The 15,768-nt window shown below is 60.9% G+C and carries 8 protein-coding genes; 5 read left to right on the top strand and 3 right to left on the bottom strand.

Going from position 1 to position 15,768, the window contains the following annotated elements; all coding sequences use genetic code 11:
* Positions 1-223 precede the first annotated feature (223 nt).
* From LXN01_RS11485 to LXN01_RS11475, 3 genes are all read left to right on the top strand, one after another.
* Positions 224-3,349, top strand: coding sequence for a DEAD/DEAH box helicase (locus tag LXN01_RS11485; protein ID WP_236865284.1), 3,126 nt, complete (start codon positions 224-226; stop codon positions 3,347-3,349).
* A gap of 316 nt (positions 3,350-3,665) precedes the next feature.
* Complete coding sequence (locus LXN01_RS11480) at positions 3,666-4,604, top strand: AAA family ATPase (protein WP_236865282.1); 939 nt, start codon at positions 3,666-3,668, stop codon at positions 4,602-4,604.
* Positions 4,597-7,131: a S8 family peptidase gene (locus LXN01_RS11475; RefSeq protein ID WP_236865279.1), complete on the top strand. Its 2,535-nt coding sequence runs from the start codon at positions 4,597-4,599 to the stop codon at positions 7,129-7,131. Before LXN01_RS11480 ends, LXN01_RS11475 begins: the two co-directional genes overlap by 8 nt.
* A gap of 619 nt (positions 7,132-7,750) precedes the next feature.
* Here LXN01_RS11475 and LXN01_RS11470 read toward each other — a convergent pair.
* From LXN01_RS11470 to LXN01_RS11460, 3 genes are all read right to left on the bottom strand, one after another.
* Positions 7,751-10,921 carry an acetyl-CoA carboxylase family protein gene (locus LXN01_RS11470; RefSeq protein WP_236865278.1) on the bottom strand — a complete coding sequence of 1,057 codons (3,171 nt, stop codon included), beginning with the start codon at positions 10,919-10,921 and terminating at the stop codon, positions 7,751-7,753.
* Entirely contained in the window at positions 10,918-12,534 is a 1,617-nt protein-coding gene (locus LXN01_RS11465) for an AMP-binding protein (RefSeq protein WP_236865275.1), read from the bottom strand. The genes LXN01_RS11470 and LXN01_RS11465 overlap by 4 nt, the downstream gene beginning before the upstream one ends.
* Before the next feature lie 124 nt (positions 12,535-12,658).
* Positions 12,659-13,399, bottom strand: coding sequence for a nitroreductase (locus LXN01_RS11460; protein ID WP_236865273.1), 741 nt, complete (start codon positions 13,397-13,399; stop codon positions 12,659-12,661).
* Positions 13,400-13,597: 198 nt separating this feature from the next.
* Between LXN01_RS11460 and LXN01_RS11455 the strand changes: the two genes are divergently transcribed.
* Both LXN01_RS11455 and LXN01_RS11450 read left to right on the top strand, forming a co-directional pair.
* Positions 13,598-14,872 (top strand): type 2 periplasmic-binding domain-containing protein, encoded by a 1,275-nt coding sequence (locus tag LXN01_RS11455; RefSeq protein ID WP_236865271.1) that lies wholly within the window; start codon positions 13,598-13,600, stop codon positions 14,870-14,872.
* A gap of 201 nt (positions 14,873-15,073) precedes the next feature.
* On the top strand, positions 15,074-15,706 hold the full coding sequence (locus LXN01_RS11450; protein WP_236865270.1) for a TetR/AcrR family transcriptional regulator: 633 nt from the start codon (positions 15,074-15,076) through the stop codon (positions 15,704-15,706).
* Positions 15,707-15,768: the final 62 nt, after the last annotated feature.

Genomic DNA, 15,768 nt, shown 5'->3' with positions numbered 1-15,768 from the left:
CTCCGAGGGCATGCGCTGGGGAGGATCGAGAGCATTCTGGATGTGTGCCTTGGGGAGCCGGCGACCACTGCGAACTTGAACTTGGCGCTGAGGGACGAGTTGGGTTCGCCACAGGGACGCGGAATCGAAGTTATGCTGCAGGAATGGGAACTCGAACGATTCTCGGCATAATTGACGTGGAGTACCGTCGCTCTCTTCCGATCAGCTCTCCGATGTCCGCCTCATGAACGAACTTGTTCCGGGCCTGCACGAGACCCTGATCGACCAGGGCCTCAACGACGTGCTGCGGCACCATCCTGCGCTCAACAGCAGAACGTCGGAGGTCGACTCTGCAGATTCGCCTCACTCCCTGGCGGTTCATCTTACTTCGAGGATCGCTCAGTCACTCGAGGCGCTCCGGCCAGAGCAGCGCGTTGGACTGGCCAACCGGCTACTTGCGCAACTTCCTGAGGCAGATCCGCGGGATGAACTCGTCGAGGGCCCTCAACTGCTGACCGACGTCTTCGAACTCGACACTCTCCCTCCTCGGCGTCCCTCGACCCCGCTGTCGGACGTGGCACTGCTGACGAACTCCCCGCACGATCCCCAGCTCGCCTCGGAGCTCCGGCTGGAGATGGCGAGCGCCGACAGGATTGAGCTCCTGTGCTCATTTGTGAAGTGGAGCGGCATTCGGCTGATCGAAGAGAGCCTCAACGAAGCCCGACGACGCAACGTCCCCATCCGAGTCCTCACAACGACATACATCGGGGCAACTGAACGCAAGGCTCTGGATCGCCTCGTGCGAGAGTTCAACGCAGAAGTGAAGGTCAACTACGACTTCACAACTACCCACCTGCATGCCAAAGCATGGCTTTTCCATCGAAAGACGGGCTATGACACCGCGTACGTGGGCAGCTCCAACCTGAGTCGCGCCGCGCTCCTCGACGGGCTGGAGTGGAACGTGCGGATATCTCAGGTCGCGACTCCGGCGCTCATGGACAAGTTCCAGAACACCTTCGATTCGTACTGGGCGTCGGAGAACTTTGATGAGTACCGCCCGGATCGCGACGGCGAGCGACTTGATCGGGCCTTGGCTCTGGGAAGCGGCTCGACGGCCTCGGCCGAGATCTCGATTTCTAACCTTGATGTCCGCCCATTTCCGCACCAGAAGAAGATGCTGGATGAGCTTGAGGCCGAACGAGTCATCCACGGGCGACACAAGAATCTGCTGGTCGCTGCGACCGGAACGGGAAAGACGGTTGTCGCCGCTTTGGATTACCAGCGCTTTGCGCTGGAAGCAGGCAAGCCGCCGCGGCTGCTGTTCGTCGCTCATCGCAAAGAGATCCTCGATCAGGCTCGGCGCACGTACTGCGATGTGCTCAAAGATGGGAGCTTCGGTGAGCTCATGGTCGACGGCGCCGTTCCTCAGGTGAGGGACCATGTTTTCGCCTCGGTCGCCTCGCTGTCGCGCGAGAACACCCTCGACCAATGGGATCCGAAGCACTTCGACGTCGTTGTCATCGACGAGTTTCATCACGCTTCAGCTCCAACGTACCGGCGGATCCTCAATCATTTCGATCCCGAGGAACTCCTCGGGCTGACCGCCACCCCGGAAAGAGCAGACGGCCGCAACGTCGCCGTCGACTTCTTCGATGGGAAAATCGCGAGCGAGCTCCGGCTGTGGGAGGCTCTCGAATCCCAGCTTCTGGCTCCCTTCCACTACTTTGGCCTCTCAGACGGGACCGATCTGCGAGCGCTCCGGTTTCAGAGAGGTCGCTACGACGTCAACGAGCTGAGCAACCTGTACACCGGAAACACTGCTCGGACGGCGAAAATCCTGGCCGCGCTCGCGGACAAAGTCGTCGATCCCACGAAGATGCGAGCCTTGGGCTTCTGCGTCAGCGTGGATCACGCCCATTACATGGCGCAGCAGTTCACCCGAGCCGGCATCGCGTCGGTAGCGCTGTCTGGCGAATCGACCGATCGTGATCGGACTGAGGGCCTCCAGAAGCTGAAACGCGGTGAGGTGGCGTGCATCTTCACCGTTGATCTCTTCAATGAGGGCGTTGACATTCCAGAAGTCGACACCGTGATCATGCTGCGTCCCACGCAATCAGCCACGATCTTCCTCCAGCAGCTGGGCCGGGGACTGAGAAAGGCACTGAATAAGTCAGTGCTCACAGTGCTGGACTTCGTGGGGCATCAACATAAGGACTTCCGCTTCGACATCAAGCTTCGAGCGCTTACCGGGCTGTCCCGCCGACGTCTTGTCCACGCTACTGAGCAGGGCTTTCCGTTTCTCCCACCGGGATCACAGATCGTTCTGGACCGGGTCGCGCGCGAGGAAGTGCTGGGCAACCTCAAGAGCCATCTGCAGCTAACGACCAAGAGCCTGATCAGCGACATTCGGGAGCACAAGCCGCCGAACGTCTCCGTGGCGGACTACCAATTGGCGGACTACCTTCACGAGTCGGACCGCTCACTTCCTGACATCTACTCCCCCAGCAACAGGACGTTTGCAGGAGACAAACGCGCGGCCACATGGTTGGCCGTGCGGGACTGGGCGTTCCCGCAGAACGCCCGAATCGACTACTCGACAGAAGACCTGCTTCTTCGCCGGGCACGGTCTCTGACTCACGTCGATGATCCGGCGCGAATCGCCGCGTACCGGCGACTGCTGACCACACCGCGGTTCGACTCGTCGGTATTGCGTGACCCGTTCGCGGCGATGCTCTATTACTCGCTGTACGTCGACGGGTCGCGTGATCGCCTGGTCGAAGGGATGAACGAGATTGCTGGCTCAAAGGCTATGCGAGAGGAGCTCCTCGGGCTCCTCGACGTCCTCGAAGCTTCGGCTCGAAATCTGCCACGGCCTCTTTCAGGCCATCTTGAGCACTACCCGCTGAAGTCCCATGCAAGGTATTCACGGGAGGAGCTTCTCGCGGGTTTGGGAATCGGAACTGTGGAGAACGGCACGCCAAGATCAGTCCGCGAAGGCGTGAAGTGGATAGAGGCGGCGCGGACTGACGTGCTGTTGGTCACCCTGCAGAAGTCGGAGGCCGACTACTCCCCCACGACCCTCTATCGGGACTTCGCTATCAACGAGAGGCTCTTCCACTGGGAGTCACAGAGCACCACCCGGGCGGAGAGCCGCACGGGGCGCCGCTACATCTCCCATGACCAAGAGGGATCGCAGGTTGTTCTCTTCGTGCGACGCGCGAAGAACGGTGACATCGGAATTGAGCCCTACACGTGCCTCGGCATCGTGCACTATCGCTCCCACCAGGGTTCGCGGCCGATGCAGATCACGTGGGAACTCGATCGGGCTATGCCGCCGGATCTGTTTCTTGAAGCTCGCGCTGTTGCGTGAACATATGCCTACAAAGTCCTGCTCAAGGATCTCGCCGAGCTACTGTTTTGCTGGCGCCAACTTACCCCGGATAAACGCCTGCTATCTGCAAGGGCACCAGAAGAGCGGAAGTTGCCGACCGCACCGGTGGCCAGCGGCATTGTGTATCTCGGCGCTTCGAATGGCTGGAGCTGAAAGCGGCGGTGACCGCCCCGTGCTGTTGGGCGCGGTGCAGAATGGCAGGACTCTAGCCGAGTAGGATTGACGAAATGGATGTCAGGATCGAGCGCGGGAAGCGGGGTGCATTATGGCTGGGCTTGGGCAACACATTACTGCGATGGTGCGTAGCCACGCAGCCGGTGATGACGACAATTTCTATTCTGTAGCGCTGCAGGTCGCTGCTCGTGAGGCTAAAGCTGGACACCACCTGCTCGCAAACGATATTAAGAAGGCCGTTGACGCGTCGCGTGAGCGTACCCAAGTCGGCAAGGTCACAACGCTCGCGCAACCGCGGGGCGAGCTGGCTGAACTTGTTGAAGCCACACATCCTGACGTCCATCTGCGGGAACTGATCGCCCCAGCTGAACTGGTCACGCAGATCAAACAAGTCCTCGCCGAACAGCGCCAGCGCAAGAACCTGCTCGAGCATGGCTTTGATCCCGCGCACCGGCTACTGCTCGAAGGACCACCTGGGACTGGCAAGACTATGACGGCAGCTGTCCTTGCGACTGAGCTGGCCCTACCGATGTTTACGATCAGGTTAGACAGTCTTCTCAGTAAGTTTATGGGGGAGACTGCGAGCAAACTCCGCCTTGTCTTTGACTCCGTGGCTCAGCGGAGAGCGGTGTATTTATTCGACGAATTTGATGCACTCGGCGCTGATCGATCCGGCAATGATGTTGGCGAAGCCCGGCGCATCCTGAACTCCTTTCTGGTTTTCCTTGAAGAAGCGAGCTCCGAATCCCTCGTGATCGCTGCGACAAATCATCGAACGATACTAGACAAGGCACTGTTTCGGCGATTCGATGCGGTGCTCACTTATTCTTTGCCCGACGCTCGCCAGGCCGCTGCTGTTATCAAGGCTCGCCTTGGGTCTCTTGCGAGCGGCACTAGCATGGCCAAGCTCGGCGAGTACACTCTTGGGCTTAGTCATGCGGAGCTCGTCAAAGCAGCAGAAACTGCAGCAAAGACTGTAATTATGCGAGGTGACATTACTGTGACTCGGGATGACGTCGTCCTTGCTTTAACTGCTAGGCGAACGGCAAGCCTTGGCTGAGGCCGGACGCAGCCTCGATCACCTTTACGTCCTGGGCTATGTTGAAAATGCAAACTTCCATCGAGGAGGGGGCGGTCCCGGTAAGCCTCCTCGTGAGGTTGACCGTCGTGCACACGGATCGGGACTTAAGCGGTCGGTCGAGGACATCTTTAAGCGCATCGACGAGCAAGTCGTTTCCGCGATTCCCACCAATGAGGAGCTACGTGCTACGGGCACCTTCATTGTGCTAGAAGGTGAGGGTGCCGCATTTCCGCTGAAGATCGATTCGCTCAACAGCTATACGGGCGGACGAGTCAGAAGACCCAAATGGCTGTTATTGTCCGTTCGAGGGGGCGAAAAACAAGAACCAGAGACAGCGGTCGTTTGGGTATCAGACTCATATCGCGGACAGTTCCTCAAGATATTCGAGGACTACCTCGACGAAGAGAAGAACTCACCGAAGGGGCGTCCCCGCAACCAACTGCTCGTCGCCAACATTTCACGCATCCGTCAGGCATTCATCGATGACCTTTGGACATCGGACGGTGAGCCACCGCGACGAGGTGTCCATTGGTGGGAGCTTTGGCTTGATGGCAATAGTTCACAAGCCAATCATATTGATCACTTTGTGGCGGCCTACCGGCTTCAAGCGCGCAAGGGCTCGTTCCGCATTGGTGATCGACTCGTTGTCTGGATCCAGGCAGCCTGGGACCAGCTCCAGGCGCTGCCGTTTACCTCGGTGCCGTTGATGGAGATTCGACGTCCCGAGTTTATCGACAATGTTGAGGATCTCAGCCTGGAAGAGCAGACTGAGTTCGTCGATGACCTCGCCGCCCGCGTCAGGCACGCACCCGATGACGCACCGTCCGTGTGTCATCTGGACACGGGGGTATTGAGGACGCACACGCTCATCGAAGGATCGTTATCATCTGCTGACCTGCACTCCGCATTGGGTGGCACTGGGGCCGACGTGCATCCGAGGGGGCACGGCACTTCGATGGCCGGTCTTGCGCTGTACGGTGATTTAGAACCGTTGCTGACGAATAGCAAGAAAATTGGTCTCCGACATCGGCTGGAATCGGTCCGGATGTATCCAGCGCGCGGTGAGCGGCAAGTAGAGCCTCTCGATTACGGCACAGCAACAGTCTCAGCGGTCGCGCTCCCAGAAGCCGTGCGGCGCGATCGCCGTCGTACATTCTGCTTGACTCTGAGCACCGAGCCGGATCAGCCCGGCGAACCCACGCTGTGGTCCGCGGCTGTCGACGCTTTGGCCGCAGGAACAGATATCGTTCGCGACGGAAATGAGCTTCAGTTGCTCTCCGTACCAGAACCAGACTCAGCTCGTCTGATCGTCGTTGCCGCAGGCAACGCCTCCAACTACGAAATGGATCACCGCACAAACTCTGTGAACTCACCGATTCAAGACCCTGCACAAGCATGGAACGCTATTACGGTTGGTGCGTTCACCGACCTGTCACGAGTACCTTCGCACCCGCAGTACGCTGGCTGGCAGGTGGTTGCTCAGGCTGGGGACATCTCACCTCACACAACTACTTCGCTCTATTTCAGCAGAACCCGATGGCCGATAAAACCGGACATCTGCATGGAGGGCGGCAACGTACTGAGTGATGGTGCAGGGCTCTACGAAGATCGGCTCCCGACACTCTCCTTGCGATCAACTGGGCATCGGAATGACGTGGCACTCACCTCGGCGAATGCTACGAGCGCTGCGACGGCACAGGCGTCGCGTCTCGCGACGCTCGCGATGGAGCGTTATCCCTCGTACTGGCCAGAGACTGTGCGTGGATTGCTGACCCACTCCGCAGAGTGGACGGAGCCGATGCTGCAGCAACTCAACAATGACAAAAGCAAGGGCGCTCGCCACACCCTGCTTCGCCAATTTGGGTGGGGCGTTCCCTCCGAAGAAGCAGTATTGAACTCGGCGCGTGGGGCTGTGACTATGGTTGCACAAGACAGCTTTGTGCCGTTCAGTGGCGAAAAGTATTCAATGAGGCACTTCCGCCTCCATCCATTACCGTGGCCCGCCGACGTCCTGCGGGACCTCGGGCCCGCCGAAGTACGTCTTCGAATCACTCTGTCCTACTTCATTGAACCCTCCGCATCACGCCGTGGTTGGCGCAACAAGTACTCTTACCGATCGCACGGATTGCGATTCGATCTCCAAGGCCGGACGGAGACTCAGGCCGAGTTCGTCCAGCGAGTCAACCGGGAAGCGCAGAGTGAGGAGGACGGCTCACGCCCGACCGAATCGGCCCGCTGGTTCCTGGGGGAAAATGCCCGGCACCTGGGGTCGCTGCATCAGGATGAGTGGACCGGTACGGGCGCGGAGCTGGCGCACTGCAACAACGTGGCTGTTTACCCGGTGGGTGGCTGGTGGAAGAACAACAGCCGCAGGGACCGACGCGATCTTCCAGTGCGTTACGCACTTCTTCTATCGCTTCAAACGAAGGAACAAGGGGTGGACCTGTACACACCGATAGCGACTCAGCTCGGTGTCCCTATTTCTACCGCAATTTCTGCAACCTAGACTGTCGGCAACTTCATGACCTATGAGCGCCGCCTTCGGAGGCGGCGCTCTCAGCGCATTGGATTGCACCTCATACCGTGTACCTCGCGGGGAGGACGTGAGGCGCAGTTCGGCGCTCGTGGGTGGGAACTTGACCAAGCTCCTTGCCCGCTGGTGAAACACCTGACGCACCCGGTTTATCTTTCGCACGCGTCAGCCATCCGTGCCGGCTCTCAGCGTTCGATCGGCACGCCGATCGCGCGCGTTTCAGCGAGCGCTCCTGAAATCGCAAGGGCTGCGACTCCGAGGACCGTGATCGGAACGTCACCGAACCCCAGGTCCCTCGAAGCCCTGCCGATGCCTCGATACACATCATTCACCGACTCCGGAGTGAGTCCGACAACGAACAATTCGAGGGAGACCACCCCAGTTGCCCCTCCGCCTGCCCCTTCAAGCGCTGCAATGGCGTTGCTCACCGAACTTTGAACCTGCGCCAGCAACCCGGCGTCAGCCTCACTACTCTCTGCTCCCTCCGGCGAGGACCACGTCTGCCCCGCGGTGAAGATGAACGGGCCCTGCGCCCGAGCCGCGTGGTGGTACCCCCGCGGCTCCGGCAGCGATGGATGATCGGCATAGGTGATCATTTGGCCCTCCCGAGATCGGCAGCGAACCGGCTGATCAGCACCGGAGTGTCTGCGGGGTCGATGACGTCGTCGATATCGAACGTGCCAGCGACGTTGAGTGCCTTCCCCGCGTCGTAGAGCTTACCCAAGAGCGAGTCGTACAACGCCTGACGCTTGACCGGGTCGGTCTCGGCCTCCAACTCGCGCTTGTATCCCAGGCGCACCGCGCCTTCCAGTCCCATGCCGCCGAACTCGCCCGACGGCCACGCCACCAGGTAGTCCGGCCGCCGGAACGAGCCGCCGGCCATCGCCATCGCGCCAAGTCCGTAGCCCTTGCGCGTCACCACGGTAATCAGCGGCACGGTCAGCTGTGCGCCGGCAACGAAGAAGCTGCCGAAGCGCCGCACCGCCCCCTGCCCGTCGGACTCGGGTCCCACCATGAACCCCGGGGTGTCGCAGAGGCTGAGCACCGGAAGCCCCAGGGTGTTGCAGATGCGGAGCAGGCGCGAGGCCTTGTCCGCCCCGTCCACAACGATTGCTCCACCCATGTGCAACGGGTTGTTGGCCAGCAGCCCGAACGGTCTTCCGCCCACGCTGCAAATGCCGGTCACCATGGTCGGAGCGAAATCTGCACCGAGCTCGAGGAACGATCCGGGATCGACGAGCTCCTCGATGAGCGGGCGCATGTCGTATGCCCGCAGGCGGCTCTCCGGGACAGTCGTCCGCAGCCTGGGGTTCGGAGACACCTCGAAGGACGGCTGCGAGTGCACCAGGCCGAAGATGTCCCTGACTGCTCTGCCCGCCTGGTGGTCGTCGTCGACCAGGACGTCGACCACACCGATCGCGGCCTGTTCGTCCGCAGGCCCGATATCCGTGGGCTTGAATCGGCCCAGGCCTCCCCCTTCGATCATCGCGGGACCGCCCATGCCGATGTTGGAACCCTTGGTCGCAACTACGAAGTCGCAGGCACCCACCAGTGCAGCATTGCCCGCAAAGCAGTATCCGGAGACGACGGCGACGGTCAGGGTCAACCCTGACAACTCGGCGGCGAGCTCGAACGTCCGACTGATCAGCCCGACGCCCTCCGGGATGTCGGTGTCACCGGGCCGGCCGCCCCCGCCTTCAGCGAAGAGCACCAACGGCAGCTCGTGCTTGATCGCCAGCTCAAGCAGCCGGTCAGTCTTCTGGTGATTGATGTAGCCCTGTGTCCCCGCCATGACCGTGTAGTCATAGGCCGCGATGGCCGTCTTCACCCCGCGAATGGTGGCGGTGCCCGTGATGATTCCGTCCGCAGGGGATTTCTCCACCAGCTCCTCGGCTGACCTTCGGCGGCGTTGAGCAGCGAGTGCCAGCGAGCCCATCTCGACGAACGAATCAGGGTCGATGACGCTAGCGATGTGCTCGCGCGCAGTCATTCGACCACCGGCATGTCGCGCCTCGACGACTTCCGGCCGCCCTCGGTCGAGCGCCTTCTCCTGGCGAGCGAGCACGTCCTGCAGATCCTGGCGGACGCGTTCCTCGGCGGCGTGGTCTAAATCCACCGCTCCTGCTGACGAATCGGCGATCGGCTCGATCTGGCCCAGGACCTGTCCCGCTGTCACCTGCTCCCCGACGGAGCAGTGCACGGAGGTCAGCACTGCTGTGGCGTGAACCTGAACGGAGTACTCCATCTTCATGGACTCGATGACGAGGACGTCGCTCCCGGCTCTGACTGTCTCTCCCGGCTGGTGCTGCACCCCGACGATGGTGCCCGGCACCGGGGCGACCAGGACGCTGTCGTCGACCGGCCCGAGATCCTCGGAGACACTGAGCTGCTGCCCGATCGCGTTCTCCTCGAACCACTGTTCGAAGTAGGACACGGTGGGCACCGCCGCAGCGTCGCCCAGGGACTCGATGAGCAGGAGGTGGAGGGCGCCGTTGTGGTCGACCCCGTCGATCGTCAGTTCCTCGATCGCCAGCCTGAGGCGTTCGAGCGCCTCGGCGAATGTGCTTCCCCCTGCGATGACCTTCGCCAGCAGAGAGTCAAACTCCCCAGAGACCCGCATGCCCTCGCGGGCGTGGGTGTCGACGCGCACGCGCGGTCCGGCCGGCAGGTTCAGCTCGCTGATGGCGCCCGAAGCCGGCCCGATCTCTCCCGTCGTCAACACGGTCTCCCCGTTGATGCGCGCCTGAATGGCGAACCCCGGCCGAGGCGGAGCATGAGTTGTCAGACCCAGGTCCACCACCGAGGTGCCTGCCGCCAGTTCGAGGCTCAGCCGCACCAGGTCGATGTTGAAGATCTCCTCGGTGACGGTGTGCTCGACTTGGATACGCGGGTTGACCTCCAGGAACACGACCCGATCTTCATGCACCAGGAATTCCACTGTGGCGAGTCCGACGTAGGGCGTATCCGAAAGGAGGGTGACCGCGTGCTCCTGCAGCCGCTGCCGCACGTCGTCCCTCAGCTCCGGAGCCGGCGCGATCTCAAGCAGCTTCTGCCGCCGGCGCTGGATCGAGCAGTCCCGGTCGCCCAGGGCGACGACGTTCCCGTGCTGATCGGCGAGCACCTGGACTTCGATGTGCCGGTAGGTCTCCAGCAGCTCCTCGAGAAACAGCTCCCCGTTCCCGAAGGCGGCTTCGGCCTCGCGGGAACACCGGCGGAGCGTCCGCTCCAGTTCGACTCTGTCCCGGACCGGGGCGGATCCACGGCCTCCACCGCCGGCCACCGCCTTGACCATGATTCCGGTGGCTCCCGCTTCGACGCTGATCGCGTCGAAGAAGGTGCCCGCCTCGGCACCACCGTCAATGACACCAGTGCCGCGGGGCACGGGAACACCGAGTGCAGTCGCATGCTGCCGGGCCGACGCCTTGTCGCCAAACAGCTTCAGCATCTCGGCCGACGGACCGACGAAAGTCACTCCGGCCCGTTCACATGCCCTGCTGAACTCCGGATTCTCCGCCAGGAATCCGTAGCCTGGGTGGAGGAAATCGGCCTGGCTCTGCCGCGCGATCTCGATGATGCGCTCGATGTCGAGGTATGCCTTGGGCCCGGACTGGTCGAGAGCGTGGGCTTCGTCGGCAAGCTGCACGTGCAGGGCCGTGGCTTCATCCGAGCTGTGGACGGCCACCGTGCGAAATCCCATCAGCTTGGCGCTGCGGATGATCCGGACGGCGATCTCACCGCGGTTGGCGACGAGGAGTGTTCTCAACGGACTCCCTCCCGGGTCACGGTGATCCCAGCTTGTTCCCTGTCCCAAGTGCCGTCGTTGATTCCGAGGTTGCGGAGGACTGCTTTTTGGATCTTGTGCGTGGGCGTCTTCGGCAGCTCGGCAACAAATTCGAGGTACCGCGGCACCATGAAGTACGGCATCCGCTCAGCGAGGAATCGCGTGAGCTCGACCGGGTCGACCTCCTCGCCCTCGCGCAGCACGATAAACGCCTTGATCTCATCCTCGGACATCTCCGACGGCACTCCCACCACAGCCGATTCGAGGACTGCGGGGTGCTCGTTGACCGAGCTCTCGACCTCGAAGCTTGAAATGTTCTCGCCGCGGCGGCGGAGGGCGTCCTTCATCCGGTCGAGGAAGTAAAAGTGCCCGTCCTCATCCATCCGGAATACGTCCCCGGTGTGCACCCAACCATCTGAATCGATCATCTCGGCAGTCTTCTGCGGCAGATTGTGGTATCCGGACATCACCATGAGCGGATGCTCCGGCTTAACCAGGAGCTCACCCGGCACGCCGGCTTCGACGTCGCGCCCATTCTCGTCGACGATTCGCAATTGGTAGCCCGCCCGAGTCATTCCCGCTTCACCAGGACGAGTGTCGGAGGTGTCGCGCCCTTCGAGGACGCGCCCAATCTCACTCATGCCATACACCGGACGTGCTGCAATGCCAAACCGCCCGGTGAAGGCTGACAGGTTCGATGGCAGCGGTGCCATGGATGCGATCTTGAGACTATGACGTGAGTCCGCTTCGCCAGGAGCCTGCTGCTGGAGGATTTCCGCCTGCGCTCCGAGCAGCACTGTGCTCGTAATGCCGTTCTCCACTACTGTCGGCCAGAACGAAGTGGCCGAGAACCGGGGTTCGAGAACGCATGTTGTCTGGTGAATCAGCGAGGCATAAGTTCCGCCCCATTGACCGGCAAGGTGGAAGATCGGCAAGGTCACCAGGATCACGTCATCGGAAGTAACGAACGACGAGTCCTCCTGCGAGGAGTAGGTGTAGGCGTGGACGTGCGAGGTTGCAACGCCTTTGGACGGCCCAGTGGTCCCCGAGGTGTACATGTAGCCGATGATGTCGTTGGGACGTGTCGCCTCGAGCGGTTGCTCAGAGTCGGTGAAGACGTCCTCGAAGGCGCTGATAGCAAAGCGGCGGGCAGCCTGTTCGGAGTATCCACCTCCTCGAATCACCAATTGCTTGAGGTTGGGGACCTCGTGCTCAATCAGCAGCAGACGCTCCACGTACTCACTCTCGATGACCAGGACTTCGACGCCCGAGTCGTTGATCACGTGCGCGAGGAACCTTCCTCGCAGAGCCGTGTTTACGGGCACCTCGATCATGCGGTGCAGGGCAATGCCCAGCCACGCGAAGACGAAGTCGCTGGAGTTGTCCAACAGCAGGCCGACCGGTTGCTGAGACTCAACTCCCCGCTCGCGCAGACCTGCTCCGAAGCTCTTCGCCTTCTCGAAGGCTTCGCGGAATGACCACGACTGGTTCTGGAACCGAAGGTATTCCTTGTTCTCTGCAGTTGCCAATACTCTGTCGAAAGCATGGCGCAGAGTGCGCTCCTCGATTGCGGGCAGTCCCTGTGCTGACGTCATTGCCAATCTCCCTGTTCTCGGACCCGAATCGGTTGCGGCGTTGACACCGCGGATGGTGAGGTTACCCGCAACCGCTATCGGCGTTGGTCATTCGTGTGTTGATGTACTTGTACTTCGAATTCGCCTATTGAAGCGGCCATTCACCGCCGGGTCCCATAGACCACTGGTTCCGCTCGGTTTCGAACGAGTTGGCGGGGTGGTCGAGGTCGGGGTAACCCAGCGAGATGCCGCACACCAGCGCTTCGTCGGCCGGCAGCGGAACCACCTTCCGAACAGCCTCCGGATGCATTGCTAGAGCGGCTTGGAGAATTGTCGCCACACCGAACGACTGCGCCGCAAGCTGAAGGTATGACAGATAGGCGCCGACATCGACTAGGGCATATGGCCCCAAATACCGCGGCACTGTGATCAGGAGAGCACAGGGAGCGCCGAACAGCTCGAGATTTCTCAGTGCCTGCGCTGCCCGTGCATCTGTGTCAGAACGCTCAATTCCAGCACTCTCGTACAGGGCGTAACCGGCCCCGCGCCTGCGCTCCTGATGCACCCCCTCATAGCGCTCCGGGACCGCGATCTCCGGAGCAGGCTGGCTGTCGCGCGCCGCCGCGAGAAGCTCGCTGACCAGCGCTTCGCGTGATTCACCCTGCACCAGCGTCACTGTCCAGGGCTGGGTATTGCACCAGGAGGGACTGCGATTGGCCAGGTCCAAGATTCGCTTCAGAGCTTCCTCCGAGACGGGCTCATCGAGAAAGGCGCGGCAGCTGAATCGTTCACGTAGCAGTGTTATCCCGCCGGGATTCGAGTTCTGAGGGCCGAACTGACCTCTCCGCCCGTTCACCAGCTCGGCGGATTCGCGCGCGGACGTCATCGCGCTGCTTTTAGTACTCACGATCTCTCCCCATTGAGCAGTCGTCGGAAATTTTGCTTGACGCTCGTGTCAAGTCACCCCTAATGTCGATAACGCTAAGCGATTGTTCGTTAGTAGTTCAAGTTGATATGCGCAAAATTCCATCAAGTTTGTTCTGCAGCGCTCGCCGCGCAGAACGCGATACACGACGAGGTGTACGTGAAAACCGTGAAGAATAAGCTCGGCCCTGTTTTGGGCGTCATCGGCGCGACCGCTTTGACCATCTCAGGGTGCGCCGGTGGAGTCACTGCGCAGGGCGGTGGCGAGGAATCGGGAAGCGGATTCTCCTTCGGCGCAGCACAGGAAGAGGTCGACGCGGCCGTAGCAGACCTGGAGCCAGTAACTATCACTTACCAACCGACGACATCTGGCCCCAACTCGACCTCCGCCCATGTGGACACGAGCTTTGCAGATGAAATCGAGGAACGCTCCAATGGGAAAATTACCGTCGAGATCGCGTGGGCTCAGGCGATCGCTGGATACGACGACATCGACGATGCGCTGGCGGACGGCCGCCTTGACATCGGACGAACGATTCCCAGCTACCATCCTCAGCAGTACCCGGCGTTTTCCGCCATCGACACGATGCTCGCGAACCTAGAGAGCTCGCCGCATGTGTCGGAGGTCGCCGCGAACGCTGTGGGCTTGGAACTCGGATGGGGCTCCGAGAAGCTGATGGCCGAATACGAGGACAAGCAGCTGACGCCGATCATCCCCGTCTTCGCCCAGGCCGGCAATTATATGGCGTGCAGTCAGCCTGGCACTTCTGCAGAGGACTTCGAGGGAAGACAGATTCGCGTCGCGAGTGCGGCGATCTCTGATCAGGTCACCGCCATGGGAGCGACACCGGTGTCAATGGACTACCCCGAGATCTACGAAGGCCTGCAGCGGGGCACTATCGACTGCACCGTCGGAAAGCTCGCGTCCTTGGCAGAAACCGGAGTCTTGGAAGTGGCACCTCATCTGAGTTACCCGAGTACGGTCAGCTACGCGAAGGCCCCTTCTGCAATCGTGTTCGGCCGCAACGTCAGCCAGCTTCCGCTTGCCTATCAGCAGATCATCTTCGATGCACAGATCGCCTTCTTCGCAGCGAGCATGCAGGAGTCAGTTGGAAACGCCATCGGCATCCGCTCCGCCCTGGAGCACGACGGTGAAGTGCAGCAGTTCTCCGAGGAAGTCGATACCAAGATCGCGGGTGCGAACAAGGATCTTGTAGCCGAGATCGAAAGCTCAGGGGTACTGGGCGATGATCCGCTGACGACGCTCACTGACGCAGAATCCAAGTGGACGGCCGCCGCCAAGGAGTCAGGCATCGCCGACGACGGCGAGTTCGCGAATCTGCCCGAGTGGTACGACAGCTCCATCAATTACCGCCCGTTCGCAGAGAAGGTTTACCAGGATCTCGCCGAACCTCACCGTCCATCGCAGGAGTAACTGCCACTCGTGTGGCATTTCAGCTAATAACTCTGTTGCTGCGGTTACGCCCGCCAGCTGGAAAGCTGGCGGGCGTTTCGGATCCTTTGAGTGGCCGCGACTACGAGAGCTCGCTCTCATAACTGAGCGGAGTGATTTCTTTGACAAATCGGCATCGCAGTATGGTTGCCAGCCATAAGCCCTTATATTTCGGGAGGCCGGATGAGGCATGAGCGGGGAAAGAGCCCCGCAGCGAGCGGCACCGGCACGGATGAAACGATCCTGGCGGCAGCTGCCCGTGTCTTCACGAGGCTCGGGTATACGAGAACAACAATTGCAGACATTGCCGCCGAGGCAGGCAGTACTCGTCCAACTGTCTATTCCTACTTCTCCTCGAAGGAAGACATCTTCCGACACCTTGCGGAGCAGGTGAGCGAGACCTTCTCCTCCGGCCAGGTGATGCCTACAGAGCTCGCACCGGATCAGATCATTCGCACTGCAGATACCCGGTACTTGCGGAACTACGTGGACAACATTGGGCTGCTCACCATCATTCAGCATCAGTCCCTAGCAGAGTCAACAATGAGTTCCCTATGGGAAGACATGCATTCGCGGATCAATGGCGCTCACATCCGGTTCATGGAACGCTTGAGACAACGGGGAGTCGCCAAACCAGTCGCGCCTCTGAATTCCATTGCCAATGCTGTCAACGGAATCGTGATGCGCTACGCCCAACTCCTCAGCGACAGCGAATCGGACTTCGAGCAGCTGGCTGACGACCTCGTCCAAATTCATCTGTCCCTGTTGGGGATGAACGAGAGCTGCGATCAGCCCAGGATTTGGCCCCGACACTGAAGGCAAGATCAGACGCGGTGGTTCCTGCTTCCCGGACAAGCAGGAACCACCGCGTTTCCGAT

Source organism: Brevibacterium daeguense, from assembly GCF_021729135.1.
Lineage (GTDB): Bacteria > Actinomycetota > Actinomycetes > Actinomycetales > Brevibacteriaceae > Brevibacterium > Brevibacterium daeguense.
The sequence above is the reverse complement of the archived record's forward strand: the minus strand, read 5'-3'. Positions and strand labels throughout refer to the sequence as shown.